Genomic DNA, 23,022 nt, shown 5'->3' on the forward strand with positions numbered 1-23,022 from the left:
CTGCCTGTTTGAACGCTGCCCGCTTCATGAGCGGGCGCCGGGGGGGAGTCAAGTCAGCGGTCGGGCCTCGATCACCACGAAGGCCTGCGCCCAAGGGTGATCGTCGGTCAAAGTGACGTGAATGACGGCCTCATGCGCGGGCGGGGTCATCTGCGCCAGCCGCGCGGCGGCCCAGCCGGTGACATGCATCACCGGCTGGCCGGTATCAACATTCGACACCGCCATGTCGCGCCAGGCGATGCCCATGCGCAACCCGGTGCCCAGCGCCTTGGAGCACGCCTCTTTGGCGGCCCAGCGCTTGGCATAGGTGCCGGCGGTATCGGCGCGGCCATCGGCCTTGCGCTGCTCGGTCTCGGTGAAGACACGGTTGCGGAACCGGTCACCGAACCGGTCCAGCGTACCGGCGATCCGGTCGATATTGGCCAGGTCGGTGCCGATGCCCAGGATCACACGCGCGCCTCGTCCATCAGGCGGCGCATTTCGCGGATCGCGGGGTCGAGCCCGCGAAAGATCGCCTCGCCGATCAGGAAATGGCCGATGTTCAGCTCCATCACCTGCGGCAGGACCGCGATGGGCTGCACGGTGTCGTAGGTCAGCCCGTGACCGGCGTGCACCTCAAGCCCCAGCGCATGGGCATAGGCGGCCATGTCGCGCAGGCGCGCCAGTTCGGCGTCACGCTCGGCCAGCTTACCCTCGGCGTGGAAATCGCAATAGGCGCCGGTGTGCAGTTCAATCACCGCGGCGCCAATGCGGGCGGCGGATTCGACCTGGGTCGCGTCGGCGGCGATAAAGATCGACACCCGGCAGCCCGCTTCGGCCAGTGGCGCGATGAAATGCGCCAGCCGGTTTTCGTCGCGCGCCACGTCCAGCCCGCCCTCGGTGGTGCGCTCTTCGCGCTTTTCGGGCACGATGCAGACCGCGTGCGGTTTGTGGCGCAGGGCGATTTTCTGCATCTCGTCGGTCGCGGCCATCTCGAAGTTCAGCGGCAGGGTCAGTGCCGCCATCAGCCCCTCGATATCGGCGTCCGAAATGTGGCGCCGATCCTCGCGCAGATGCGCGGTGATGCCGTCGGCCCCCGCCGCTTCGGCCAGTTTTGCCGCCCGAACCGGGTCGGGATAGGCACTGCCGCGCGCGTTGCGCACTGTGGCCACATGGTCGATATTCACACCAAGCCGCAGCAGACCCAGCGATGTCGCAGGCATTTCAGTCATGTCCCTGTCCTTCCCTTTCATCGTGCCGTTCAGGCCGTTTCATCGGTCTGCTTGGCGGCCGCCTTTTCGCGCAGCTCCTGAAGCTTTTTCCTGATACGGCCCCGGCGGTGCTTCTGATAGGCCGTGATCACCGGCACGCTCAGATAGTACGCGATCAGACCGGCGATCAGACCCGGAACGATGCCGCCGACCAGATAGGGCAGAAAGACCTCGTGATAGAATTGCGCCAGATTGGCCCAGTTCGCTTCGGCCGAGGTGAACAGCGCCAGAAAATTTTCCAGAAGATCGTCGGCGGCGCCCAGGAACTTGTTCACCAACGAGGTATCCACATTCTCGTCAAACCGCGACCCCATCAGGAAATGCCCGATCTTCAGGCAGATCACGCCGATCGGGATATAGGTCAGCGGATTGCCGATGAAGGTGCCGGTCAGCGCGGCCAGAAGATTGCCGTTGATGATCCGCGCCACGATCGCCGCAATCACGAAGTGAAAGCCGAAGAACGGGGTAAAGCTGGTGAACACGCCGGCGAAAATCCCGCGCGCGATCCGTTCGGGGCTGTCGGGCAGGCGGCGCACCCGGTGGCGCATGTAATAGAACGCGCGCTGCCAGCCACCGCGTGGATATACGAACTCCTTCGCGATCTGCATTACCGGGCGTTTATCGCGGCGCTTGAATACCAAGCCAAGGGTTCCTTCCGGCGGTTCAGGGTTTGCGCGAGGCATCCCTGTAGCGTTCGATGGCGGCCACATCGTTTTCGGCCTCCAGGGCCGTCATGACCGTGTGCAGGTGCTCTGCATCGCGAAGATCCGCGTCAATCAGCAAGCGATAGAAATCCGGTTTTCGATCCGCGAAGTGCATATCGGAGATATTGGCCTTCTGCTCTCCGATCAAGGTGCATATGCGGCCAAGAACGCCCGCATCGTTGCGGATCGTGATATTCAGCGTGACCGTATGGGCGGCGGGATGCTTGCCCGACTGCCAGCGCAGATCGACCCAGCGTTCGGGCTGATCCTCGTATTCGGCCAGGGCCGGGCAGTCGATCGCATGGACCACGACACCGCGGCCGCGATAGGTGATGCCGACGATACGCTCGCCCGGAACCGGCTGACAGCACGGCGAGATCGAGAAATGCTGCCCCGCCGACAGGCCGACAACGGCGCGGTCCGCGGCGATCTCGTCGCCGGTGTCGCGGACCAGATCGGGATAGATCGCGCCGACCACCTCCTGCGCCCGCAACTCGGCACTGCCAAGCCGGGCGAGTACCTCTTTGGCATCGTCCAGCCCCAGGCTGCGCGCGGCGGTTTTCAGCGCCTTGTCGGTCGCCTTCTTGCCGGCATTCTCGAACGCGACGCGGGCCAGTTCGCGGCCCAGCTTGATGAACCGCTCGCGGTCTTCCTCGCGCAGGCTGCGCCGGATCGCGGCCTTGGCGCGGCCGGTCACGACGATGTCGATCCATGTGGCCTGGGGGCGCTGCCCCTCGGCGGTGATGATCTCGACCGACTGGCCGTTCTTCAGCCGGGTCCAAAGCGGCACACGGATGTTGTCAACCTTGGCGCCCACACAGCTGTCGCCGATCCGGGTATGGATCGAATAGGCGTAATCCAGCGGCGTCGCCCCCTTGGGCAGCTTCACCACATCGCCCTTGGGCGTGAAGCAGAACACCTGGTCGGAATACATTTCCAGCTTCACGTTTTCGAGGAACTCGTCGTGATCCTCGGCATTGGCGAAACGTTCGGTCAGTGCGATCAGCCATTTCGCCGGATCGACGGCAAAGGGGTTCTCGGCACGTACCCCGTCGCGATAGGACCAGTGCGCGGCCACCCCGGCCTCGGCCACCTCGTGCATCTGGCGGGTGCGGATCTGCATCTCGACCCGCTTGCCGTCGCGGCCCGACACCGTTGTGTGGATCGAGCGATAGCCGTTCGACTTGGGCTGGCTGATGTAATCCTTGAACCGTCCCGGCACCGCGCGCCAGCGCCGGTGGATCGCCCCCAGAACGCGATAGCAATCGGGCTCGTTCCGGGTGATGACCCGAAAGCCGTAAATGTCGGACAGGCGGGAAAAGCCCTGGTTCTTTTCCTGCATCTTGCGCCAGATCGCATAGGGTTTCTTGGCGCGGCCGAACACATCGGCCTCGATCCCCGCCTCTTCCAGCTCGGTGCGGATGTCCTGGGTGATCTTGTGGATCACATCGCCGGTTTCGCGCTGCAGCGTGATGAAACGGCGGATGATCGAATTGCGCCCCTCGGGGTTGAGCACCCGAAAGGCCAGATCCTCCAGCTCTTCGCGCATCCACTGCATGCCCATGCGGCCGGCCAGCGGCGCATAGATATCCATCGTCTCGCGCGCTTTCTGGGCCTGCTTTTCGGGGCGCATCGACTTGATCGTGCGCATGTTGTGCAGCCTGTCGGCCAGCTTGACCAGAATCACCCGCAGATCCTTGGACATCGCCATGAACAGCTTGCGGAAGTTTTCGGCCTGCTTGGTTTCGGACGACGACAATTGCAGATTGGTCAGCTTGGTGACGCCATCCACCAGTTCGGCGACATCCTCGCCAAACAGTTCGGCCACTTCGGCATAGGTGGATTTGGTATCCTCGATCGTGTCATGCAGCAGGGCTGTGATGATCGTGGCATCGTCCAGCCGCATTTCCGTCAGGATCGCGGCGACGGCGACGGGATGGCTGAAATAGGAATCGCCCGACTGACGGAACTGTCCTTCATGCATGCGCTCGCCGTAATCATAGGCGCGGCGCAACTGGGCCTCGTTCGTCCGGGGGTTATAGTTGCGGACCAGAGAGATCAGGTCTTCGACGTCGATCTTCGGCATCCGGTCCGCATCCAATGGCTGGGCATCAGCGCCCTTATTTCTGCCCCTGCGCTTCCATCAGGGCGCGCAGCAGTTTTTCTTCGGACAGATCGTCATCCGCCGGCTTGTCAGCCTCGCCGCCCATCAAAAGCGCCATCGAATCCTCTTCGGGTTCGTCGACTTCGATCTGGGTCTGGTTGCTTTCGATCATGCGTTCGCGCAGATCGTCGGCCGACTGGGTTTCCTCGGCGATTTCGCGCAGGGCGACGACGGGGTTCTTGTCGTTGTCGCGATCCACGGTCAGCGGGCCGCCAGCCGCGATTTCACGCGCACGATGTGCGGCGAGCATCACCAGCTCAAACCGGTTCGGAACCTTGTCAACGCAATCTTCGACCGTCACGCGGGCCATGGGGTACTCCAATCCAACTGGGAGGGTAGAGAGCCCTATCTATTGAGTCGCGCAGGCCTTGACAAGGGCAGAATCCTATGGGCGCGCACTCATATCGGTCGGATCGCCGCTTTCTCCTCCTCCGGCAGGGCGGCCAGCATTTCCGCAACGCTGCGCCCGAACACCGGATGGCGCCAGTCCGGGGCCACATCGGCCAGCGGCACCAGCACGAAGGCGCGGTCCTGCAGGCGCGGATGCGGCAGGATCAACTGCTCGGGCGCCTGCTGTTGCTGCGCCTCGACCGGCAGGTCGCACCAGCGCGAAAACGTGTCGACGTCGGGCAGCACCCGACCACCGAAATCCAGCAGGTCCAGATCCAGTGTCCGGCTGCTCCAGCGCACCCGCCGCTCGCGACCGAAGGCGCGCTCTACGGCATGCATCCTGTCCAGCAGTGCCTGAGGATCCAGCGTGGTGGCCAGCAGCGCCGCGCCATTCACAAAGTCAGGCCCGGCCCCTGGCGGAAAGCAGGGCGTGGCATATAATCGGCTGCGCGCCACCACCCGCAACGATTCGTCTTCCAGCGCGGACAGGGCCGCGAGTAATGTCTCGGGCGGCGATCCATGGTGTGACGTTACGTTACTTCCCAGCGCAACCAGCACCAATGTATCAGCATCGTGACAATCCGAGGGTTGCGGCATTAATGTTCATCCCTTAATTCCACTCGGCACGTTCCGCGCCAAGTTATTTAGTAACCGCTACCACTCACGACGACACGTCACCACCACTCACGGACAGCGGAACGTTTTACCGGAAGGAAATTAGATGTTCTACAGAGACGAACGGCTGGCGCTGTTCATTGATGGTTCGAACCTTTACGCGGCCGCAAAAGCCTTGGGGTTCGACATCGATTATAAGCTTCTTCGGCAGGAATTCATGCGACGGGGCAAGCTTCTTCGGGCCTTCTACTATACAGCGCTGCTTGAAAACGACGACTATTCCCCGATCCGCCCGCTGGTGGACTGGCTGCACTATAACGGTTTTACCATGGTGACCAAACCCGCCAAGGAATACACCGACAGCCAGGGCCGCCGGAAGGTGAAAGGCAACATGGATATCGAGCTGACGGTCGATGCCATGGAACTGGCCCCGCATGTGGATCACATCGTCCTGTTCTCGGGCGACGACGACTTCCGCCCGCTGGTGGAAAGCCTGCAACGCAATGGCGTGCGCGTCTCGGTCGTGTCAACGATCCGCAGCCAACCGCCGATGATTGCCGACGAACTGCGCCGCCAGGCCGATAATTTCATCGAACTGGACGAGCTGAAGGACGTGATCGGCCGCCCCCCGCGCGAACCGCGCGCGGAGCCCGAAGTCGAATACGCCGAGCAGTAAGACAAACAAGCCGGGGCCTGCGGGCCCCGGCCTTCCCAGATGCGCGCCGGGCTGGACGCTGGCGCCACTTCGCCTTACCTGTTGCCCAGAGACAGGAGAGCGCCGATGTCCAAGCCCCCCCTCGCCCTTTATCTGGCCGCGCCGCGCGGTTTTTGCGCCGGTGTGGACCGCGCCATCAAGATCGTCGAGATCGCTCTGCAGAAATGGGGCGCGCCGGTCTATGTGCGTCACGAGATCGTGCACAACAAATACGTGGTGGACGGGCTGCGCGAAAAAGGCGCGGTGTTTGTCGAAGAGCTGGAAGAATGCCCCGACGACCGCCCGGTGATCTTTTCCGCCCATGGCGTGGCCAAGGCCGTCCCGGCCGAAGCCGCCCGGCGCGAGATGATCTTTGTCGATGCCACCTGCCCATTGGTCAGCAAGGTGCATATCGAGGCCGAGCGCCATTTTGAAAACGGGCTGCAAATGGTGATGATCGGCCATGCCGGCCACCCCGAAACCGTGGGCACCATGGGCCAGCTGCCCGAAGGCGAAGTTCTGTTGGTGGAAACCGCCGATGACGTGGCCGGGCTGCGGGTACGCGATCCCGGCAAGCTGGCCTTCATCACCCAGACCACCCTGTCGGTCGATGACACGGCGGGCATTGTCACGGCGCTGCGGGCGCGGTTCCCGGCCATTGTCGGGCCGCATAAGGAAGACATCTGCTATGCCACCACCAACCGGCAGGAGGCGGTAAAGGCGATCGCGCCCCGGGTCGATGCGATGCTGGTGATCGGCGCGCCGAACTCTTCGAATTCGCGCCGGCTGGTCGAGGTCGCCCGCGCCGCCGGCTGCGGCTATTCGCAGCTGGTACAGCGCGCGGACGAAATCGACTGGCGCGCGCTTGGCGGCATTGCCACGCTTGGCCTGACCGCCGGCGCCTCGGCCCCCGAAGTGCTGATCGACGAGGTGGTGGATGCCTTCCGCGCCCGGTTCGACGTGACGCTGGAGGTGATCGAGACCGCGCAGGAAAGCGTCGAATTCAAACTGCCCCGTGTGCTGCGGGTTTCGGCGTAAGGAGGCGAAACCATGATCTCTGCCCAATTCCTGCTGACCGCGCTTGTCGTCGTTCTGGCGCCCGGCACCGGGGTTGTCTACACCCTTGCGCTGGCGCTGGGGCAGGGACGGCGCGCGGCGATCTTCGCGGCGCTGGGCTGCACGCTGGGGATCGTGCCGCATCTGGTGGCCGCAGCACTTGGGCTGGCCGCCGTTCTGCACACGAGCGCTGTGCTGTTCCAGGTCGTGAAATTCGCGGGCGTTGCCTATCTGCTGTATCTGGCGTGGCAATCGCTGTCCGCTGGCGGGGCGCTTCGCATCGACGGCCGGCGGCAGACCGAAAGCCTGTGGCGCGTGGTGCGCCGGGGCGCGCTGATCAACATCCTCAACCCCAAGCTTTCGATCTTCTTTCTGGCGCTGCTGCCGCCCTTTCTGTCGGGCGACCCGGCCAGCGCCACGACCGAAATGGCGCTGCTGGGGGCGGTGTTCATGGTGATGACGCTGGTCATCTTCATCCTTTACGGTCTGTTCGCCACCGCCGCCCGCGACGCGGTACTGGGCAGTGCGCGCACCATGCGCTGGCTCAATCGCAGCTTCGCCGCGGTCTTTGCCGCCCTTGGCCTGCGTCTGGCGTTCGAGCGGGCATGACCACCCCCGACAAAACCACCATCGCGGTCTATGACGCACGGGCCGACGAGTACGCCGACCGGAACATGCCCGCCGCTGTCGCCGCCCGGCTGGCCGATTTCATCGCGGCGCTGCCGCCGGGTGGGGCTGCGCTTGACCTGGGCTGCGGGCCGGGCTGGGCCGCCGCCGCGATGCGCGACGCCGGGCTGCGGGTGACGGCGATGGACGCCTCGGCCGAAATGGCCCGCGTGGCGCGGGAACGCCATGGGCTGGCGGTCACCGTCGCGCCGTTTTCGGCACTGGACGCGGTTGCGGCATTCGACGGTATCTGGGCGCATTTCAGCCTGCTGCACGCCCCGCGCGCCGATTTCCCCGGCCACCTTGCCGCGCTGCACCGGGCGCTGAAACCCGGCGGTCAACTGCTGTTGGGCATGAAGCTGGGCCAGGGCACGGCGCGCGACCGGCTAAACCGGTTTTACACCTATTACAGTCTTGAAGAGTTGCACCGCCTTGTGGCACAGGCAGGCTTCACCATCACCGGCGATACGCGCGAGGTGGTGCCGGGCTTTGAAGGCACCCCGTCCCCGTCGATTACCCTGAGGGCCCATGCCTGATCTCTATGCCTATACCGACGGTGCGTGCAGCGGAAACCCCGGCCCCGGCGGCTGGGGTGTGCTGCTTCAGGCCAAAGACGGCGACACGGTTGTGAAAGAGCGCGCGCTGTCGGGCGGCGAGGCACAGACCACCAACAACCGGATGGAACTGTTGGCCGCGATCAACGCGCTGGAAAGCCTGACCCGCGACACCGCCCTGACCATCGTCACCGACAGCGCCTATGTGAAGAACGGCGTAACCCAGTGGATCCATGGCTGGAAGCGCAACGGCTGGAAGACCGCCGCCAAGAAGCCGGTGAAGAATATCGAGTTGTGGCAACGGCTGGACGCGGCGCAAAAGCGCCACAGGGTAACCTGGCAATGGGTCAAGGGTCATGCCGGCCACCCCGAGAATGAGCGCGCGGACGAGTTGGCCCGCGCCGGCATGGCACCCTTCAAGTAGGGCGGAACGTCAGCGTCGGATTTGAGTATTTTTGCCGAGAAGAAGGCGGCAGATCAGCGTTTCTGGATATAGGTCTGATACAGCCAGATCAGCAGCAGCGCCCCCAGGATCGCGCCGACGAACCCCGCCGCCAGCCCCGTCAGCATCAGCAGAAACCGCAGCACCAGCCCGCCGATCAGCGCGCCGGCAATGCCGATTACGATGGTGGTGACGACATCGGCCTCGATCTTCATCGCCCGTGTGGCGATAAACCCGGCCGCAGCCCCGACGATGATCAAGAACAGCACATGCATGACGCGACTATGCCTGTGCGGCCGGGGTTTGGAAAGGTCAGTTCAGCCGCTCGGGCAGGGAAAAACCGCGCAGGAACTCTTCGGTCAGCATCGGGCGCTTGCCTTGGCGCTGGACCTCCAACACCTCGACCGCCCCATTGCCGCAGGCGATGGTCAACCCGTGCAGCACCTGCCCCGGATCACCCTGGCCCTGCGCCATGCGGGATCGCAGCAGCTTGACCCGTTCCCCCGCCACGTCGCACCAGGCGCCGGGAAACGGCGACAGGCCGCGAATGTGGCGGTCCACCTCGATGGCCGGGCGGGTCCAGTCCACCCGCGCCTCGGATTTGTCGATCTTTTCGGCATAGGTCACGCCCGTATCGGGCTGCGCCTCGGGCACCAGATCGGGCAGACGGTGCAACGCCTCGACAATCAGGCGCGCGCCCATGGCCGACAGCCGGTCGTGCAACTGGGCGGTGGTTTCCGTGTCGCCGATCGGGGTGGCCTGGCGCAGCAGCACCGGGCCGGTATCCAGCCCCGCCTCCATCTGCATGATGCACACGCCGGTTTGCGTATCCCCCGCCATGATCGCGCGATGAATCGGTGCCGCCCCGCGCCAGCGCGGCAACAGCGAGGCATGGATGTTCAGGCAGCCGAACCGCGGCGCGTCCAGCACCGGTTGTGGCAGGATCAGCCCATAGGCCACGACCACCGCCACATCGGCCCGCAGCGCGGCGAACTCGGCCTGCGCCTGCTCATCGCGCAGGCGCGCCGGGTGGCGAACCGGCAGGCCCAGCGCCGCGGCCCGTGCCTGCACCGGGCTGGGGCGGTCCTTCTTGCCCCGGCCGGCGGGGCGGGGCGGCTGGCAATAGACGCAGGCGATGTCGTGCCCGGCCGCCACCAGCGCATCCAGCACCGGCACCGAAAATTCTGGCGTTCCCATGAACACGACACGCATCAGCGGCCCCCCAGCTTGGCGGCGCGTTTCAACAGCCGGTCGCGTTTCAGCCGCGACAGGTGGTCGAAATACATCCGCCCGTTCAGATGGTCGATCTGGTGTTGCACGGAAGTGGCCCAGAGGTTGACGAAATCGCGCTCTTCGACCTTGCCCGCCGCGTTCAGGAACCGCACGGTCACGGCGCGGGGGCGCGCGATCACGGCGGAAAAGCCCGGCAGGTTCGGGCTGGCCTCTTCATGCTCGCGCAGAATGGCCGAGGCATGCAGGATTTCGGGGTTGGCCATGCGCACCGCCTGTCCGCGCGCGTCCGAGCAATCCACCACCGCCAGCCGCAGCATCACCCCGATCTGCGGCGCGCCCAGCCCGTAGCCCGGCATCGCATCCATGGTGTCCACCATGTCGTCCCAGATCGCATGAATTGCATCGGTGATGTCACCGACGGGTGCGGCGGCGGTCTTCAGCCGCGGGTCGGGCCAGGGAACGAACGGCCGGGCCGTCACGCCCGCGCCCGCTCTCGCTTCAGCTTGACCATCTTGCGGGTGATCATCTGACGCTTCAGCGGCTTGAGGTAGTCAATGAACAGCTTGCCGTTCAGGTGGTCGATTTCGTGCTGCACGCAGGTCGCCCAGAGGCCGACAAAATGCTCTTCCTGCGTTTCGCCATTCACATCGATCCAGCGCACCTTGACCTCAGAGGGGCGGTCGACCTCTGCATATTGCTCGGGGATCGACAGGCAGCCCTCATCATAGGTGCTGACATCCTCGGACGCCCAGGTGATTTCCGGGTTGAACAGCGCCATCGGACGCGGCGGCGCGCCCTCTTCCTTGACGCAGTCCATCACCAGCAGACGCGAGAGCACACCAACCTGCGGCGCGGCCAGGCCGATGCCGGGCGCGTCATACATCGTCTCCAGCATGTCGCCGGCAAGGGTGCGCAGCTCGTCGGTGATCTTTTCGACGGGCTTAGCCACTTTCTTGAGGCGCGGATCGGGGTGTATTAAAATAGGGCGAATTGTCATGGCCCCCGATTTAGGCGATCACTTTGTGGTGCGCAATGGCCGCGTCGATCCTGCATGTCAATTCCTGTGTGGAACCTTGTCCCGGAATTTGCGAAATTATCAGCACATAGTTCCGGTTATTTCGATTGATTTGGTAATTATTTCTGAAATAAATCTATCCATGGAACATCATTGCAGCGCGTTGAATCCGCCGCCGCAAACCGGCACAGATCAGGCCCTGACAGAAAAAGAGTGCAATGGATTTTGACGAGATAATCAACCGCCGAGGCACCCATTCCGCAAAATGGGACATGATGGAAAAAATCTATGATGTCCCCGCCGAAGACGGAATCGCGATGTGGGTGGCCGACATGGATTTCCGCCCGCCGCGCTGCGTCAGCGACGCGCTGCAAGGCATGGTCGATCACGGGGTCTATGGCTATTTCGGCGACAGCGCCGAATATCTGGCCGCAGTCGCCTGGTGGATGCAGCACCGGCACAGCTGGACGGTCGAGTCCGATTGGATCCTGACCACCCACGGGCTGGTCAACGGTACCGGCCTGTGTGTCGATGCCTTTACCCGGCCGGGCGATGGCGTGGTCCTGTTCACCCCGGTCTATCACGCCTTCGCCAAGGTCATCACCGCCGCCGGGCGCAAGGTTGTCGAATGCCCGCTGGTCGACCGGGGTGGCCGCTATGAAATGGATTTCGGCGCCTATGACGCGCAGATGACCGGGGCCGAGAAGATGGTGATCCTGTGCTCGCCGCACAATCCCGGCGGCCGGGTCTGGGGCCGGGACGAGTTGCAGGGCGTCGCCGATTTCTGCAAGCGGCACGATCTGATCCTGGTATCGGATGAAATTCACCACGATCTGGTGTTTCCGGGGCAGAGCCACACGGTGATGCCGCTGGTCGATGACAGTATCGCCGACCGGCTGGTGATGATGACCGCCACCACCAAGACCTTCAATATCGCAGGCAGCCATACCGGCAATGTCATCATCGCCGACCCGACGCTGCGTGCGACGTTCGCCGCGCGGATGGCCGCGCTTGGCCTGTCGCCCAATTCCTTCGGCCTGATCATGGCGACGGCGGCCTATTCCCCCGAAGGGGCCGAATGGGTCGATGCGCTGATGGCCTATCTTGACGAAAACCGGCGGGTGTTCGACGCGGGCATGAACGCCATTCCGGGGCTGCGGTCCATGCCGCTGGAGGCAACCTATCTGGCCTGGGTCGATTTCTCGGGCACCGGGATGGATGCGGCCGAATTCACCCGCCGGGTCGAGAAAGACGCGAAGATCGCCGCGAACCACGGCCCCACCTTCGGCATGGGGGGCGGGAATTTCCTGCGCTTCAATCTGGCGACCCCGAAAGCGGTGGTCGAGGATGCGGTCGCCCGCATTCAGGCGGCGTTCGCAGACCTGCAATAACGGATACGCGATGCGCCGTTCAGCGCCCCAGCAGCGCGATCGGCGCATCCGGCGCGCGATAGAAATCCAGCGGCGCCTTGTCGACGGCGGCGGTGTTGCGCTTGAATTCGAAGATCAACTCGCCCGCCTCTTCGGACGAGGCCACGATCAGCGCCTGATACAGATGCCGCCCGCCATCGAACACATCGACCAGCCCGCGCAGATGCGGCGCCGTATCGGCGTCCAGCGAAAACCCGCCCGACCAGAAGCGCAGCACCGGATAGCTGTCTTCGCCCGCGCGAACCCGCAGGCGGTTTTTCTTCCGCAGCGACGCCTTGCGCGCCATTTCCAGGCCCTCGCGGACCTCTTTTGGCAAAAACTCTGACATGGCAGACAATCCTTATCCGAACCCTGAAGTTATTGTTTAAGCCGGGGCCGTCAAGAACACCTTGTATTTGACCCGTGATTTTCTGTCCCGTGCATGTCCGCAGAGCCACTGCGCGCATTTTTCGGATAGGTCCCGGCCACCCATCCCCCTAGGTCAAGGGAGCAAAAGGAGAGCGCGATGGGCCAGTTGGTGAACGGCGTCTGGGATGACGCATGGTATGATACGAAGAAAAGCGGCGGGCGGTTTCAGCGCTCGACCGCCGGATTCCGCAACTGGATCACTGCCGACGGCAGCGCCGGGCCAAGCGGCACGGGCGGCTTCGCGGCGCAAAGCGGGCGCTATCATCTTTATGTCAGCTACGCCTGCCCCTGGGCGCACCGCACCCTGATCTTCCGCGCACTGAAGGGGCTGACGGACCATATCGGCGTATCGGTCGTGCATCCCGACATGCTGTCGGACGGCTGGACCTTCGCCACCGATTTCGACGGCGCCACCGGCGACGCCCAGTTCGGCCTGCCCTTCCTGCGCGACATTTACACCCGCGCGCGGCCCGACGTGTCGGGGCGCGTCACCGTGCCGGTGCTGTGGGACAAGGCGCGCAACACCATCGTGTCCAACGAATCGTCCGAAATCATCCGCATGTTCAACAGCGCCTTCGACGGGCTGACCGGCAACCGCGCCGATTTCTGGCCCGCCGACCTGCGCGCCGGTATCGAAGAGGTGAACGCGCGCATCTATGACACCGTGAACAACGGCGTCTACAAGGCCGGTTTCGCCACCACCCAAACCGCCTATGACGAAGCAATCGGCCCCCTGTTCGACACGCTGGACTGGCTTGAGGCCCGGCTGGCCACCCGGCGCTATCTGATGGGTGACCGCGTGACCGAGGCCGACTGGCGGCTGTTCACCACGCTGGTGCGGTTCGATCTGGTCTATCACGGCCATTTCAAATGCAACCGTAACCGGCTGACCGATTTTCCGAACCTGTGGGCCTATATGCGCGAACTGTATCAGTGGCCGGGCGTTTCGAAGACCGTTCACTTCGACCACATCGCGCGGCACTACTATTTCAGCCACGACACGATCAACCCGTATCGTATCGTCCCCACCGGCCCCCGGATCGACTGGATGGAACCGCATGGCCGGGAGTGGCTGAAAGCCGCCTGACGCGGTTGCCAGCACATGCCGGGCTGCTAGTGTTCCGCCAAACTGTGTTTGGAGAATGTGATGCGTTTCGCCCTGACCCTGGCCGCCGGCCTGCTGTTTTCCACTGTGGCCGCGGCGGATGTCCCCTGTGGCGGAAGTTTCGGTTCGTTCGTTTCCGGGCTGAAGAAAGAGGCCACCGCCAAGGGCCACAGCGCCGCCACGGTCGATCGGTTCTTTGCGCCGGTGCGGCACGACCCCGCCGTGATCCGCGCCGATCGGGCCCAAGGGGTGTTCCAGCTTGATTTCATCACCTTCTCGCGCCGGGTGATCAGCCAGAACCGCATCGACAACGGCGCACGCAACGCCGCGAAATGGGATGCCGTGTTTGACCGGATCGAACGCGACTATGGTGTCTCGCGCGGGGTGCTTCTGGCCTTCTGGGCCCTGGAAACCGATTACGGCGCGGTGCAGGGCGATTTCAACACGCTGAATTCGCTGGTCACGCTGGCGCATGACTGCCGCCGGCCCGAACTGTTCCGCCCGCAGATCTTCGCCGCGCTGAAGCTTTTTGAGCGTGGCGATTTCGATCCGGCCCGCACCACCGGCGCCTGGGCGGGCGAGATCGGCATGGTGCAGATGCTGCCCGGGGACATTCTGACCAACGGCGTGGACGGTGACGGCGACGGGCATGTGACCCTGAAAACCTCACCGCCCGACGCGTTGATGTCGGGGGCCAAAGTGCTGCGCGGGCTGGGCTGGCGCGCGGGGGAGCCGTGGTTGCAGGAAGTCGTGTTGCCGCAAAATCTGGACTGGTCGCAAACCGGGCTGAACCACAGCAAGCGGGTCAGCGACTGGACCAGGCTGGGGGTCAGGCCGCGCACGGGCGCGCTGGCGTCGGGCAACCTGCCGGCATCAGTGCTGTTGCCGATGGGGCGCAACGGTCCGGCCTTTCTGGCTTATCCCAATTTCAACATCTATTTCGAATGGAACAAAAGCTTCGTCTACGTCACCACCGCCGCCTATTTCGCCACCCGGCTGGAAGGTGCGCCAGTCTATGATGCGGGCAATCCCGAACCGGGGCTGAGCGGGGCCGAGATGAAAGCGCTGCAGCAAAAGCTGACCGCACGCGGGCATGACGTGGGCGGAATCGACGGCATTCTGGGCGAGCGAACCCGCGAGGCCGTGCAGAGCGAGCAAAAGCGGCAGGGCCTGCCCGCCGATGCCTGGCCGACGCGGGCGTTGCTGAACAAGCTCTGACCCGCGTTACGCCCGCGTCCAAAAAGTTCCCGGTCCGGCGAAAAATATCGCCGGGAACAGATCCCTCCGTCCTTCGGTTGTATCGGCAAGGGGCAGCACGCCCCGATACATGCTGATAAACGGAGGAATTTACTATGCGTAAACTCATTGCATCGTCCGCGATGATCCTTGTTCTGGCCGGTCCGGCACTGTCGGAAAGCCATGGCATGACCGACGATCAGTTCGTCGACTTCAACACTGTGGAAACCGGCGGCGCCGATCTGCGCGCCTCGGAACTGCTGGGCAAGCGGGTCTATACCGCCAAAGCCGGCACCCGCGTCGCCGCCGTGAACGAGGCTGACGAAAACTGGGAAGACATCGGCGAAATCAACGACGTGATCCTGTCGCGCGACGGTTCGCTGGAAGTGATCCTGGTCGACATCGGCGGCTTTCTTGGCATCGGCGAAAAGACCGTTGCCGTGAACATGAGCCAGCTGAACATGGTTGCCGACAGCGATGACGAAGGTGAATATTTCATCGTCTTCAACGCCGACCGCGCCCAGCTGGAAAACGCGCCCGAATTCGACGCCGAAAGCATCGGCACCTGGTGGGATGATCTGACCTCGGGCAAAGAGGCGGACATGAACACCGACGCCGCGCTGCAGGATGGCACCAAGGCCGATTCGACGATGGCCGCCACCGATCAGCCCCGGACCGATACCGATGCGACGGCCGACACGGACGACGCTTTGGACATGCAGGTGCCTGACGTGACGGTTGACGGCTATGTCGGCGCCAACCCGGCCGACCTGACCGCCGAAGACCTGACCGGCGCCAGTGTGCGCGGCATCAATGACGAACGCGTTGGCGAAATCTCTGATCTGGTGATCGAAGATGACAAGATCAGCGCCGTCGTGATCGAGGTTGGCGGTTTTCTGGGCCTTGGCGAAAAGCCGGTGGTCGTCGAAATGGAGCGTCTGAACATCCAGCGCTCGGAAGATGGCGACGACCTGCGCATCTATATCGATGCCGACAAGGAAGCGCTGAAAGCACTGCCCGAATATCAGGGCTAACCCCACGCATCCATTACATGAAAAGGGTCCGGCCTGCGCCGGGCCCTTTTTCTATGCGCGTATCAGCCTTCTTCCGGCGTCGCCACGGGAACGACCGCCCCGACCCCGCGGATATAGGCCTGCGCGCCGGACAGGAAGGTCAGCGCCAGCGCCCAGGCCATGAACATCACAAGGTTCGATATCAGCAGCGCGACAAAGCCGGTTTCGAAGACGTCGAGCGCCGCGTAGATCTTTCCAAGAAGCCAGCCAACGGCCCAAACCGGAAACCAGGCCGCCAGGATCAGGCCGGCACAACGCCAATATCCCGCGCTGCGCAGATTGGCCGGAAACCGGCCCGGCAGATAGGCCGCGATCTCCTCGGGGTCGGCGGCTTTGGTTTCGGTGATCACGGCGGCCCGGAACAGATAGTGCCGCGACACCTTGGCCATATACCAAAGGAAAAAGAACAGCGCGATCAGTTGCAGAATCAGCCGCGTCAACTTGGCCGCCGTCACATCCGCGCCGCTAAATCCCGACAGGGTGATCTGCATGCTCAGCGCCCCAACCGGCGCATAGACCAGCACCGCCACCAGAAACGGCCACAAGGCCAGCAGCCGTTTGAACGAAGTGCGGGTCATCATGCTTTGCTCGACCGTCACGCCGAACAACGGCGTGTCGCCGGTGCCCATCTTGAACGCATAGCCCTGCGACGGCACGCCAGAGGCCTGCGCATAGGTCCCGGCCGCGGCATAGGTGAGGAAAAGGAACAACAGCGCCACCTGGATGCAGGCCAGAATGAACGCCGTCAGCATCGCACCCGGATCGGAGCGTTCCATGGCCTGGGCGAAACTGGCGCTTGCAGTGGCCTTGATCCCCATTCGGGAGATGATCGCCATGACAACCGAGAGCACAACAACCACCAGCCAGTAGGTGGAAAATACGGATTTGACGGCACTCGCAAAGTACCTTCCGCCAGCCTGAACGGCATCGGCCAAATTAAAGGTTTTCTGTTCCAAGTCGAATCTCCGAATTGAAATACGGGCTCCCCTTCAATTTCGTAGCAAGGCCCCGGAAATGCGTAAAGCGTGGGGTCGGCCAAGGCGTGCTGAAACTTGTGGCATGGACATGCGTATTGCCTGCCGATGCGGCATCAGGCCGACCCATGGTTGAATCCCGGTTGGGCGGACTCCAGATTGGCGTCACGCGACCATCTGTTCGGCCTTCTTCAGATCGACCGATACAAGCTGACTGACCCCCTGTTCGGCCATGGTCACGCCAAACAGCCGGTCCATCCGGCTCATCGTCACCGCGTGGTGGGTGATGATCAGGAACCGGGTATCGGCGCGGCGGGTCATTTCGTCCAGCAGGTCGCAAAACCGGGTCACGTTGGCATCGTCCAGCGGCGCGTCGACCTCGTCCAGCACACAGATCGGCGCAGGGTTGGCCAGGAATACCGCAAAGATCAGCGCCATCGCGGTCAGCGTCTGCTCGCCGCCCGACAGCAGGCTGAGAGTGGACAGTTTCTTGCCCGGCGGCTGGCACATGATTTCCAGACCGGCCTCCAGCGGGTCGTCGGATTCGACCAGAACCAGCCTGGCCTCGCCGCCACCGAACAGATGGGTGAACAGCAGCGCGAAATTGCTGTTCACCTGTTCGAACGCGGTCAGCAGCCGCTCGCGCCCTTCGCGGTTCAGGCCGGAAATCCCGCTGCGCAACGCCTTGATCGCCGCTTCCAGATCCAGCTTTTCGCTGACCAGCATGTCATGCTCGTCCTGCACCTCTTTGGCGTCTTCCTCGGCGCGCAGGTTCACCGCGCCCAGCGCGTCGCGCTGGCGTTTCAGGCGGTTCACATCATGCTCGATCGTCTCGGCGGGCGGCATCCGGTCGGGATCGGTGTCCAGTGTTTCAAGCAGGGCCTGCGGCGTGACCTCCTGATCCTCCTCGATCCGGGCGGCGGCATGGGCCACGGTTTCGCGGGCGGCATCGGCGCGGGCCTCGGCGCGGGCGCGGGCCTCGCGCGCCTCCGACGCGGCCCGTTCGGCGTCGCGCTCGGCCTGCTCGGCGGCACGCAGGGCGGTTTCGGCCTCTGCCAGCGCATCGGCGGCGGCACGGCGGCGGGTCTCGGCGGCCTCGATCGCATCGCCCAGTTCGGCCCGTTTCGCCGCGATTTCCCCGGGCGCGGTGGCGGCCTCTTTCAGCTCCGCCTCGGAGGTTTCCTTGCGCTCGGCCAACTCGCCGATCCGCTTTTCAGCGGTTTCCAGACGCAGACGCCAGCCGCTGATCTCTTTGGTAATCTCCTGGCGGCGTTTGGTGCGGGCCTCGCCCTCGCGGCGTCGCTCGTCATGGGCCGAGCGTTTGGCCAGCATCGTCATCCGCGCGGCTTCGACCGTCATCTTGACGTCCTCGACCTGCCCGCGCGCCGCATCCAGATCGCCCAGATCGGCCATTGCGGCCTGCGCCTCTTTCAGACGGGTGCGGGCGGCCATCGCCTCTTCTTCATGCCGGGCCACGGCAAGCTGGGCACTTTCCAGCTTGGTCCCCGCGATCGAGCGGTCGGCCTCGGCCCGCGACAGGGCGCGCCCGGAATCGGCCACCAGACGGTCGGCATCGCGGCGCGCCTGACGCGCCAGGCGGTCGGCCTCTGTCAGATCGGCCAGACGCTTTTTCAAAAGCTCATGCGCCTGTGCGGCCCCGGCGGCGCGGGCGGCCGCCTCTTCCAGATCGCGCTTCAGTTCCACCAGCCGGTTCAACTGCTGCAACCGCAGCGCCGCAGCCGAGGGCGCATCGGCCGCACCGGCGCGGTAACCATCCCAGCGCCACAGATCGCCGGCCAGACTGACCAGCCGCTGGCCGGGTTTCAGCAGCGGCTGCAGGCGCGGGCCGTCGGCCGGGTCAATCAGGCCGATCTGCCCCATGCGGCGGGTCATCACCATGGGGCCCGAGACGTGGTTGGACAGCGCCGGGATCCCATCGGGCAGGGTCTGCGCCGGGGAATAGCCGGGCAGCGCGGCCCAGCCCGAGGGCGCGTCGCCCGCAATTTCGGGGTTGCGCAGATCGTCGCCCAGTGCCGCGCCCAGCGCCTTTTCAAAGCCCGGCTCTACCCGAAGCTGATCAAGGATCTGGCCCCCTTCGGCGGTGTCGCGTTCGACCAGCCGGGCCAGCGCGCCCACCTCGGCGCGCAGCGCGCCGGCCTCGCCCTCGGCCTCTGAATATTCGGCGCGGGCGTCGGCTTCGCGGGCCTGGGTCTCGGCGCGGGCCTCGTCGGCAGCGGCCAGCGCGCTTTCGGCATTTTCCGCCGTCTGGACCGCGCGGGCCTGCTCGGCCTCGGCGATGGCCACATCGCCCGCGGCCTTGGCCAGCGCGGCCTCGGCCCCGGCGACGGTGCTGCGGGCGCGCGCGGCCTCGGCCTCGTTCTTGGTCAGGGTCTTGGTGACATCGTCCAACAGGCGGTGCGCCGACTGGTGCCGGGCGGCCAGACGGGCCACATCCTCGGTCAGTTCCGACAGGGCGGCCTCGCGGTCGCGCAACACCTCGGCGGCGTCATGCGCGGCGGTGGCGGCGGCCTCCAGCGCCTCGGGGTGGCCTTCGCCCGCCCTGGCAAGCTGGGCCTGCTCCCATTCCAGCCGCTCGATCGTTTCGCCCGCGTCACGGTTCAGCCCGGCTTCGCGCTCCATGTCGTGGGTCAGCTGGCCAATCCGCGCGGTCAGCGTCTCGATCAGCTGCTGGGCGCGGGTCTCCTGATCGTTCAGCGTGTCGCGCTGAACCTGAAGCCGTTGCAGAACCGCCGCGGCGATCGCCTCTTCCTCGCGCAACGGCGGCAGGCGATCATCGGCGGCAGCGCGCGCCTTGGCGGCCTGACGCGCGGCGCCTTCGGCCTGGGCGGCCAGCTTGGTGCGCTCGGTCAATTCGGCCCCGGTCGCGGCGCGGGCCTCGTCCGCCTCTTTCCAGCGGCGGTACAGCAATAACCCCTCGGCGCGGCGCAGCTCTGCCCCGATTTCGCGATAGCGGGCGGCCTGACGGGCCTGACGGGCCAGTTGCGCCAACTGACTGGCCAATTGCTCGACCACATCATCGACGCGGGCCAGATTTGTTTCGGCGCCTTTCAGCTTCAGCTCGGCCTCGTGACGACGCTGATAAAGCCCGGAAATCCCGGCCGCCTCTTCCAGAATGCGGCGACGCGATTTGGGTTTGGCGTTGATCAGCTCGGCGATCTGGCCCTGCCGCACCAGTGCCGGCGAATGCGCCCCGGTCGACGCATCGGCGAACAGCATCTGCACATCGCGCGCCCGCACGTCCCTGGTGTTCACCTTATAGGCAGAACCCGCGTCACGGGTGATCCGGCGCACGATGTCCAGCCCATCACTGTCGTTGAACCCCGAAGGCGCCAGCCGCTCGGTGTTATCCAGGGTCAGGCTGACCTCGGCGAAATTGCGCGCCGGGCGGGTAGCGGCACCGGCAAAGATCACATCCTCCATCCCGCCGCCGCGCATCGCGGTGGGGCGGTTTTCACCCATCACCCAGCGCAGCGCCTCCAGCAGGTTGGACTTGCCGCAGCCATTGGGGCCGACAACGCCGGTCAGCCCGTCCATGATCACCAGATCGGTCGGGTCCACGAAGCTTTTGAAGCCGTTGAGTCTGAGCCGGGTGAAACGCAAGATGGGCCTTTTTGTGATTCCGAGAGGTTCTGAATGTTTCGGCTTGTAGCGCCCCGAGTCAAGCAAAGGCCACATGATCTGCGGTATGATGCGCGGTTTTCCACAAGATATTGGCCGGATTGGCGCGATTGGCCCATATCCTAACGTGACCGGAGTGTGACAGTTTATGGGGTTGACCCAAACGGGTAACCAACTGGAAATAAAGTGTTCCCTGAATCACCCGCTGCCAGGAGCCCCGGCATGAGCCTGACAATCCGCACCGAAAGCCCGCTGCGCCCCGACAGCCGCGCCCTGATCGACGCCAGCGAGGCGGCACTGCGGGCGGTGTTCCCGCCCGAGGAATGCTTCAGCTTCTCCGCCAAGGAACTGGCCACCCCGAACACCCAGTTTCTGGTCGCGCGGGTCCAGGGCCGCGCCCTAGGCTGCGTCGCGCTGGTGGATCAGGGCCGCTATGGCGAGGTGAAGCGGCTGTTCGTGCAGCCCGAGGCACGCGGGCTGGGCCTGGCCCGGGCGCTGATGGCTTCGCTTGAAAAGGCCGCGCGCGATATCGGGTTGTGCCTAATACGGCTGGAAACCGGCGACGCCCTGACCGAGGCCGTGGCCCTGTACCGCACGCTGGGCTATGTCGATTGCCCGGCCTTCGGCGGCTATCCCGACATTGCGTCGAATCTGTTTCTGGAAAAACAGGTGGGCGCTTGCGTCAACTGACGCCGGCGCAGGCAATGTTGGCTGTCATCCGCGCAGGGTCGCCATCGAAGGTGCCCGGCACGATCTGGCATCCGCTGGCCAGTTCGATGGCGCGGTAGCTGCGCGCCATGATCCCCCGCGCGCCGCGCCCGTATTCCACATTAGTGCGGATCGCCTCGGCCCGGTTGCCCTGCACATAGACGCTGAAGCGGCTGTTATCGACGCTGACCTGCCGGGCTGGAACGCCGTGCATGGTGACGGCGGGGCTGTCGCACCCGGCCATCAGCCATAACCCCACCACCAGCCAAACCCGCATTCGTCGCCCTCCTGTGTGGCCCGCGCGGGCCAGCGGACACTTAAATGGTAAAGGAAGGCTTAAGGCGGCCGCGCGGCGGGGGTGCTGCGTAATGCCGCATGGGCAGGGCTGGGCGGGATCGGATAACATATTCTTAAATTGGAATATGATAAGGACGTTGCAATGCAAACGACGCTTTCCCGTCCGGCGGATCGGTATTCGCCGCTTTATTTTCTGGCCTCCGTCGGGGCGGGCGGTCTGGCCGTGTCGTTCTTCATGTATCTGTTTTTCTGGGTGAACCATCCGAACCAGCCGGTTCCGGTGTTCGAGGATGTCGCCGCCGCCTTTGGCGCAGGCGCCCTGCCGCTGCAAATCGCCATTGCGGTCGCCTATCTGGGGATCGCCGCCTTCGCCTTTCTGAATATCCGCCATCTGGTCTGGAACATCGCCCAATACCGCCGTTTTCGCCGGACCGAGGCATTTCGCGATCTGGTCGCCAGCAATGGCGAAACCCAGCTTCTTGCGATGCCGCTGGCCTTGGCGATGGCCGTCAATGTCGGCTTCATTCTGGGTCTTGTCTTCGTGCCGGGGCTGTGGCGCGTGGTGGAATACCTGTTTCCCGCCGCGCTGATCGCCTTTGCCGCGATTGGCTGGCTCGCCTTCCGCCAGCTTGGTGATTTCCTCGGCCGGGTGCTGACCAAGGGCGGCGTGTTCGACATGACGGCGCACAACTCCTTTGCCCAGCTTTTGCCCGCGTTCGCCCTGTCGATGGTCGCCGTGGGTTTTGCCGCCCCCGCCGCGATGAGCACGACCCCCCTGACCGCCGGCATCGCGCTGATCGGTTCGACCTTCTTCAGTGTCGCCGCAGCGCTTTATGCGGTGATCGCGGCGGTCACCGGCTTCAACTCGATGCTGCATTACGGCACCGCCCGGGAATCCGGCCCGACCCTGATGATCGTCGTGCCGATCATGACGGTGCTGGGCATCATGATGCTGCGCCAGGAACACGGGATGCATGTGACCTTCGGCGCCGAAAGTGTTGCGGTGGAAACCCTGATGCTGCTGTCGCGGCTGCTGAGCGTACAGATCGTGTTCCTGCTGCTGGGCCTGCTGGTGCTGCGCCGTCAGGGCTATGCCCGGCAGTTCCTGTTCGGCGCCGACAATTCGGTGGGAGCCTATGCGCTGATCTGCCCCGGCGTGGCACTGTCGGTGATGACCCATTTCTGGCTGAACAAGGGGCTGGTGGCCGCAGGACTGCTGACCAGGTTCAGCACCGGCTATTGGGCGGTCACGGCGGTGGCGCTGGTGCTGCAGATCGCGACGATCTGGCTGATGATCCATCTGAATCGCCGCCATTTCGGCCATGCGCGCACGGCACAGGCGGTGCCGGCCGAATAACAAATCCGCGCG

At 64.5% G+C, this 23,022-nt stretch carries 26 protein-coding genes; 12 read left to right on the forward strand and 14 right to left on the reverse strand.

Annotation, left to right across the window (positions count from 1 at the left end; genetic code table 11):
• Nucleotides 1–48: 48 nt before the first annotated feature.
• The 6 genes from acpS to folK all read right to left on the reverse strand — a co-directional run bounded on the left by acpS (nt 49) and on the right by folK (nt 5,105).
• Entirely contained in the window at nt 49–450 is a 402-nt protein-coding gene (acpS, locus tag ACSR1C_RS00105; RefSeq protein WP_460257286.1) for a holo-ACP synthase, read from the reverse strand.
• The gene (locus ACSR1C_RS00110) at nt 447–1,211 is read right to left on the reverse strand and encodes a pyridoxine 5'-phosphate synthase (RefSeq protein ID WP_460257287.1); all 765 of its coding nucleotides are present in this window, start codon (nt 1,209–1,211) and stop codon (nt 447–449) included. The genes acpS and ACSR1C_RS00110 overlap by 4 nt, the downstream gene beginning before the upstream one ends.
• Before the next feature lie 29 nt (nt 1,212–1,240).
• Complete coding sequence (locus ACSR1C_RS00115) at nt 1,241–1,858, reverse strand: DUF2062 domain-containing protein (RefSeq protein ID WP_462596914.1); 618 nt, start codon at nt 1,856–1,858, stop codon at nt 1,241–1,243.
• 55 nt (nt 1,859–1,913) lie between these two features.
• Nucleotides 1,914–4,040, reverse strand: a complete 2,127-nt coding sequence (locus ACSR1C_RS00120; protein ID WP_460257289.1) for a RelA/SpoT family protein — start codon at nt 4,038–4,040, stop codon at nt 1,914–1,916.
• A 34-nt stretch (nt 4,041–4,074) separates the two neighbouring features.
• Nucleotides 4,075–4,428 (reverse strand): DNA-directed RNA polymerase subunit omega, encoded by a 354-nt coding sequence (gene rpoZ, locus ACSR1C_RS00125; protein WP_460257290.1) that lies wholly within the window; start codon nt 4,426–4,428, stop codon nt 4,075–4,077.
• Nucleotides 4,429–4,517: 89 nt separating this feature from the next.
• On the reverse strand, nt 4,518–5,105 hold the full coding sequence (folK, locus tag ACSR1C_RS00130) for a 2-amino-4-hydroxy-6-hydroxymethyldihydropteridine diphosphokinase (RefSeq protein ID WP_460257291.1): 588 nt from the start codon (nt 5,103–5,105) through the stop codon (nt 4,518–4,520).
• Nucleotides 5,106–5,229: 124 nt separating this feature from the next.
• Between folK and ACSR1C_RS00135 the strand changes: the two genes are divergently transcribed.
• From ACSR1C_RS00135 to rnhA, 5 genes are all read left to right on the forward strand, one after another.
• Complete coding sequence (locus tag ACSR1C_RS00135; RefSeq protein WP_460257292.1) at nt 5,230–5,799, forward strand: LabA-like NYN domain-containing protein; 570 nt, start codon at nt 5,230–5,232, stop codon at nt 5,797–5,799.
• Between the two features lie 105 nt (nt 5,800–5,904).
• On the forward strand, nt 5,905–6,855 hold the full coding sequence (gene ispH, locus ACSR1C_RS00140; RefSeq protein WP_460257293.1) for a 4-hydroxy-3-methylbut-2-enyl diphosphate reductase: 951 nt from the start codon (nt 5,905–5,907) through the stop codon (nt 6,853–6,855).
• 12 nt (nt 6,856–6,867) lie between these two features.
• Nucleotides 6,868–7,482 carry a LysE family translocator gene (locus ACSR1C_RS00145; protein ID WP_460257294.1) on the forward strand — a complete coding sequence of 205 codons (615 nt, stop codon included), beginning with the start codon at nt 6,868–6,870 and terminating at the stop codon, nt 7,480–7,482.
• Nucleotides 7,479–8,075, forward strand: a complete 597-nt coding sequence (locus ACSR1C_RS00150; RefSeq protein WP_460257295.1) for a class I SAM-dependent DNA methyltransferase — start codon at nt 7,479–7,481, stop codon at nt 8,073–8,075. The genes ACSR1C_RS00145 and ACSR1C_RS00150 overlap by 4 nt, the downstream gene beginning before the upstream one ends.
• Nucleotides 8,068–8,517, forward strand: coding sequence for a ribonuclease HI (gene rnhA, locus ACSR1C_RS00155; RefSeq protein WP_460257296.1), 450 nt, complete (start codon nt 8,068–8,070; stop codon nt 8,515–8,517). Before ACSR1C_RS00150 ends, rnhA begins: the two co-directional genes overlap by 8 nt.
• Nucleotides 8,518–8,570: 53 nt before the next feature.
• Here the strand turns inward: rnhA and ACSR1C_RS00160 are convergent, their stop codons facing one another.
• The 4 genes from ACSR1C_RS00160 to def (ACSR1C_RS00175) are packed head-to-tail and all read right to left on the reverse strand — an operon-like array spanning nt 8,571 to nt 10,765.
• Nucleotides 8,571–8,810, reverse strand: a complete 240-nt coding sequence (locus ACSR1C_RS00160) for a GlsB/YeaQ/YmgE family stress response membrane protein (RefSeq protein ID WP_460257297.1) — start codon at nt 8,808–8,810, stop codon at nt 8,571–8,573.
• 37 nt (nt 8,811–8,847) lie between these two features.
• A complete protein-coding gene (fmt, locus tag ACSR1C_RS00165) occupies nt 8,848–9,747 on the reverse strand; it encodes a methionyl-tRNA formyltransferase (protein WP_460257298.1) in 900 nt (299 codons plus the stop codon).
• A complete protein-coding gene (gene def / locus ACSR1C_RS00170; RefSeq protein ID WP_460257299.1) occupies nt 9,747–10,247 on the reverse strand; it encodes a peptide deformylase in 501 nt (166 codons plus the stop codon). Before def (ACSR1C_RS00170) ends, fmt begins: the two co-directional genes overlap by 1 nt.
• Entirely contained in the window at nt 10,244–10,765 is a 522-nt protein-coding gene (def, locus tag ACSR1C_RS00175) for a peptide deformylase (RefSeq protein WP_460257300.1), read from the reverse strand. Before def (ACSR1C_RS00175) ends, def (ACSR1C_RS00170) begins: the two co-directional genes overlap by 4 nt.
• On the opposite strand from def (ACSR1C_RS00175), the gene ACSR1C_RS00180 reads away from it, so the two are divergent.
• Together ACSR1C_RS00180 and ACSR1C_RS00185 are read left to right on the forward strand one after the other, a co-directional pair.
• On the forward strand, nt 10,764–11,012 hold the full coding sequence (locus ACSR1C_RS00180) for a hypothetical protein (RefSeq protein ID WP_460257301.1): 249 nt from the start codon (nt 10,764–10,766) through the stop codon (nt 11,010–11,012). The two genes, def (ACSR1C_RS00175) and ACSR1C_RS00180, sit on opposite strands and share 2 nt — an antisense overlap.
• Entirely contained in the window at nt 11,002–12,174 is a 1,173-nt protein-coding gene (locus ACSR1C_RS00185; RefSeq protein WP_460257302.1) for a MalY/PatB family protein, read from the forward strand. The genes ACSR1C_RS00180 and ACSR1C_RS00185 overlap by 11 nt, the downstream gene beginning before the upstream one ends.
• A 19-nt stretch (nt 12,175–12,193) precedes the next feature.
• Here the strand turns inward: ACSR1C_RS00185 and ACSR1C_RS00190 are convergent, their stop codons facing one another.
• Nucleotides 12,194–12,541 (reverse strand): hypothetical protein, encoded by a 348-nt coding sequence (locus ACSR1C_RS00190; protein ID WP_460257303.1) that lies wholly within the window; start codon nt 12,539–12,541, stop codon nt 12,194–12,196.
• A 177-nt stretch (nt 12,542–12,718) separates the two neighbouring features.
• Here ACSR1C_RS00190 and ACSR1C_RS00195 point away from each other — a divergent pair, with 177 nt between their 5' ends.
• The 3 genes from ACSR1C_RS00195 to ACSR1C_RS00205 all read left to right on the forward strand — a co-directional run bounded on the left by ACSR1C_RS00195 (nt 12,719) and on the right by ACSR1C_RS00205 (nt 15,996).
• Nucleotides 12,719–13,708, forward strand: a complete 990-nt coding sequence (locus ACSR1C_RS00195; RefSeq protein ID WP_460257304.1) for a glutathione S-transferase family protein — start codon at nt 12,719–12,721, stop codon at nt 13,706–13,708.
• A gap of 60 nt (nt 13,709–13,768) precedes the next feature.
• A complete protein-coding gene (locus ACSR1C_RS00200; protein WP_460257305.1) occupies nt 13,769–14,944 on the forward strand; it encodes a lytic murein transglycosylase in 1,176 nt (391 codons plus the stop codon).
• Between the two features lie 134 nt (nt 14,945–15,078).
• On the forward strand, nt 15,079–15,996 hold the full coding sequence (locus ACSR1C_RS00205; RefSeq protein ID WP_460257306.1) for a PRC-barrel domain-containing protein: 918 nt from the start codon (nt 15,079–15,081) through the stop codon (nt 15,994–15,996).
• A 62-nt stretch (nt 15,997–16,058) separates the two neighbouring features.
• Here ACSR1C_RS00205 and ACSR1C_RS00210 read toward each other — a convergent pair whose 3' ends face one another.
• Together ACSR1C_RS00210 and ACSR1C_RS00215 are read right to left on the reverse strand one after the other, a co-directional pair.
• Entirely contained in the window at nt 16,059–16,991 is a 933-nt protein-coding gene (locus tag ACSR1C_RS00210; RefSeq protein ID WP_460257307.1) for a hypothetical protein, read from the reverse strand.
• A gap of 183 nt (nt 16,992–17,174) precedes the next feature.
• Nucleotides 17,175–20,630 carry a chromosome segregation SMC family protein gene (locus tag ACSR1C_RS00215; protein WP_460257308.1) on the reverse strand — a complete coding sequence of 1,152 codons (3,456 nt, stop codon included), beginning with the start codon at nt 20,628–20,630 and terminating at the stop codon, nt 17,175–17,177.
• A 240-nt stretch (nt 20,631–20,870) separates the two neighbouring features.
• Between ACSR1C_RS00215 and ACSR1C_RS00220 the strand changes: the two genes are divergently transcribed.
• Nucleotides 20,871–21,338 carry a GNAT family N-acetyltransferase gene (locus ACSR1C_RS00220; protein WP_460257309.1) on the forward strand — a complete coding sequence of 156 codons (468 nt, stop codon included), beginning with the start codon at nt 20,871–20,873 and terminating at the stop codon, nt 21,336–21,338.
• Here ACSR1C_RS00220 and ACSR1C_RS00225 read toward each other — a convergent pair.
• On the reverse strand, nt 21,331–21,633 hold the full coding sequence (locus tag ACSR1C_RS00225) for a hypothetical protein (RefSeq protein WP_460257310.1): 303 nt from the start codon (nt 21,631–21,633) through the stop codon (nt 21,331–21,333). The two genes, ACSR1C_RS00220 and ACSR1C_RS00225, sit on opposite strands and share 8 nt — an antisense overlap.
• A 162-nt stretch (nt 21,634–21,795) precedes the next feature.
• Between ACSR1C_RS00225 and ACSR1C_RS00230 the strand changes: the two genes are divergently transcribed.
• Entirely contained in the window at nt 21,796–23,010 is a 1,215-nt protein-coding gene (locus tag ACSR1C_RS00230; RefSeq protein WP_460257311.1) for a TsoY family (seleno)protein, read from the forward strand.
• Nucleotides 23,011–23,022 lie beyond the last annotated feature (12 nt).

The organism is Actibacterium sp. D185-2 (assembly GCF_054954595.1).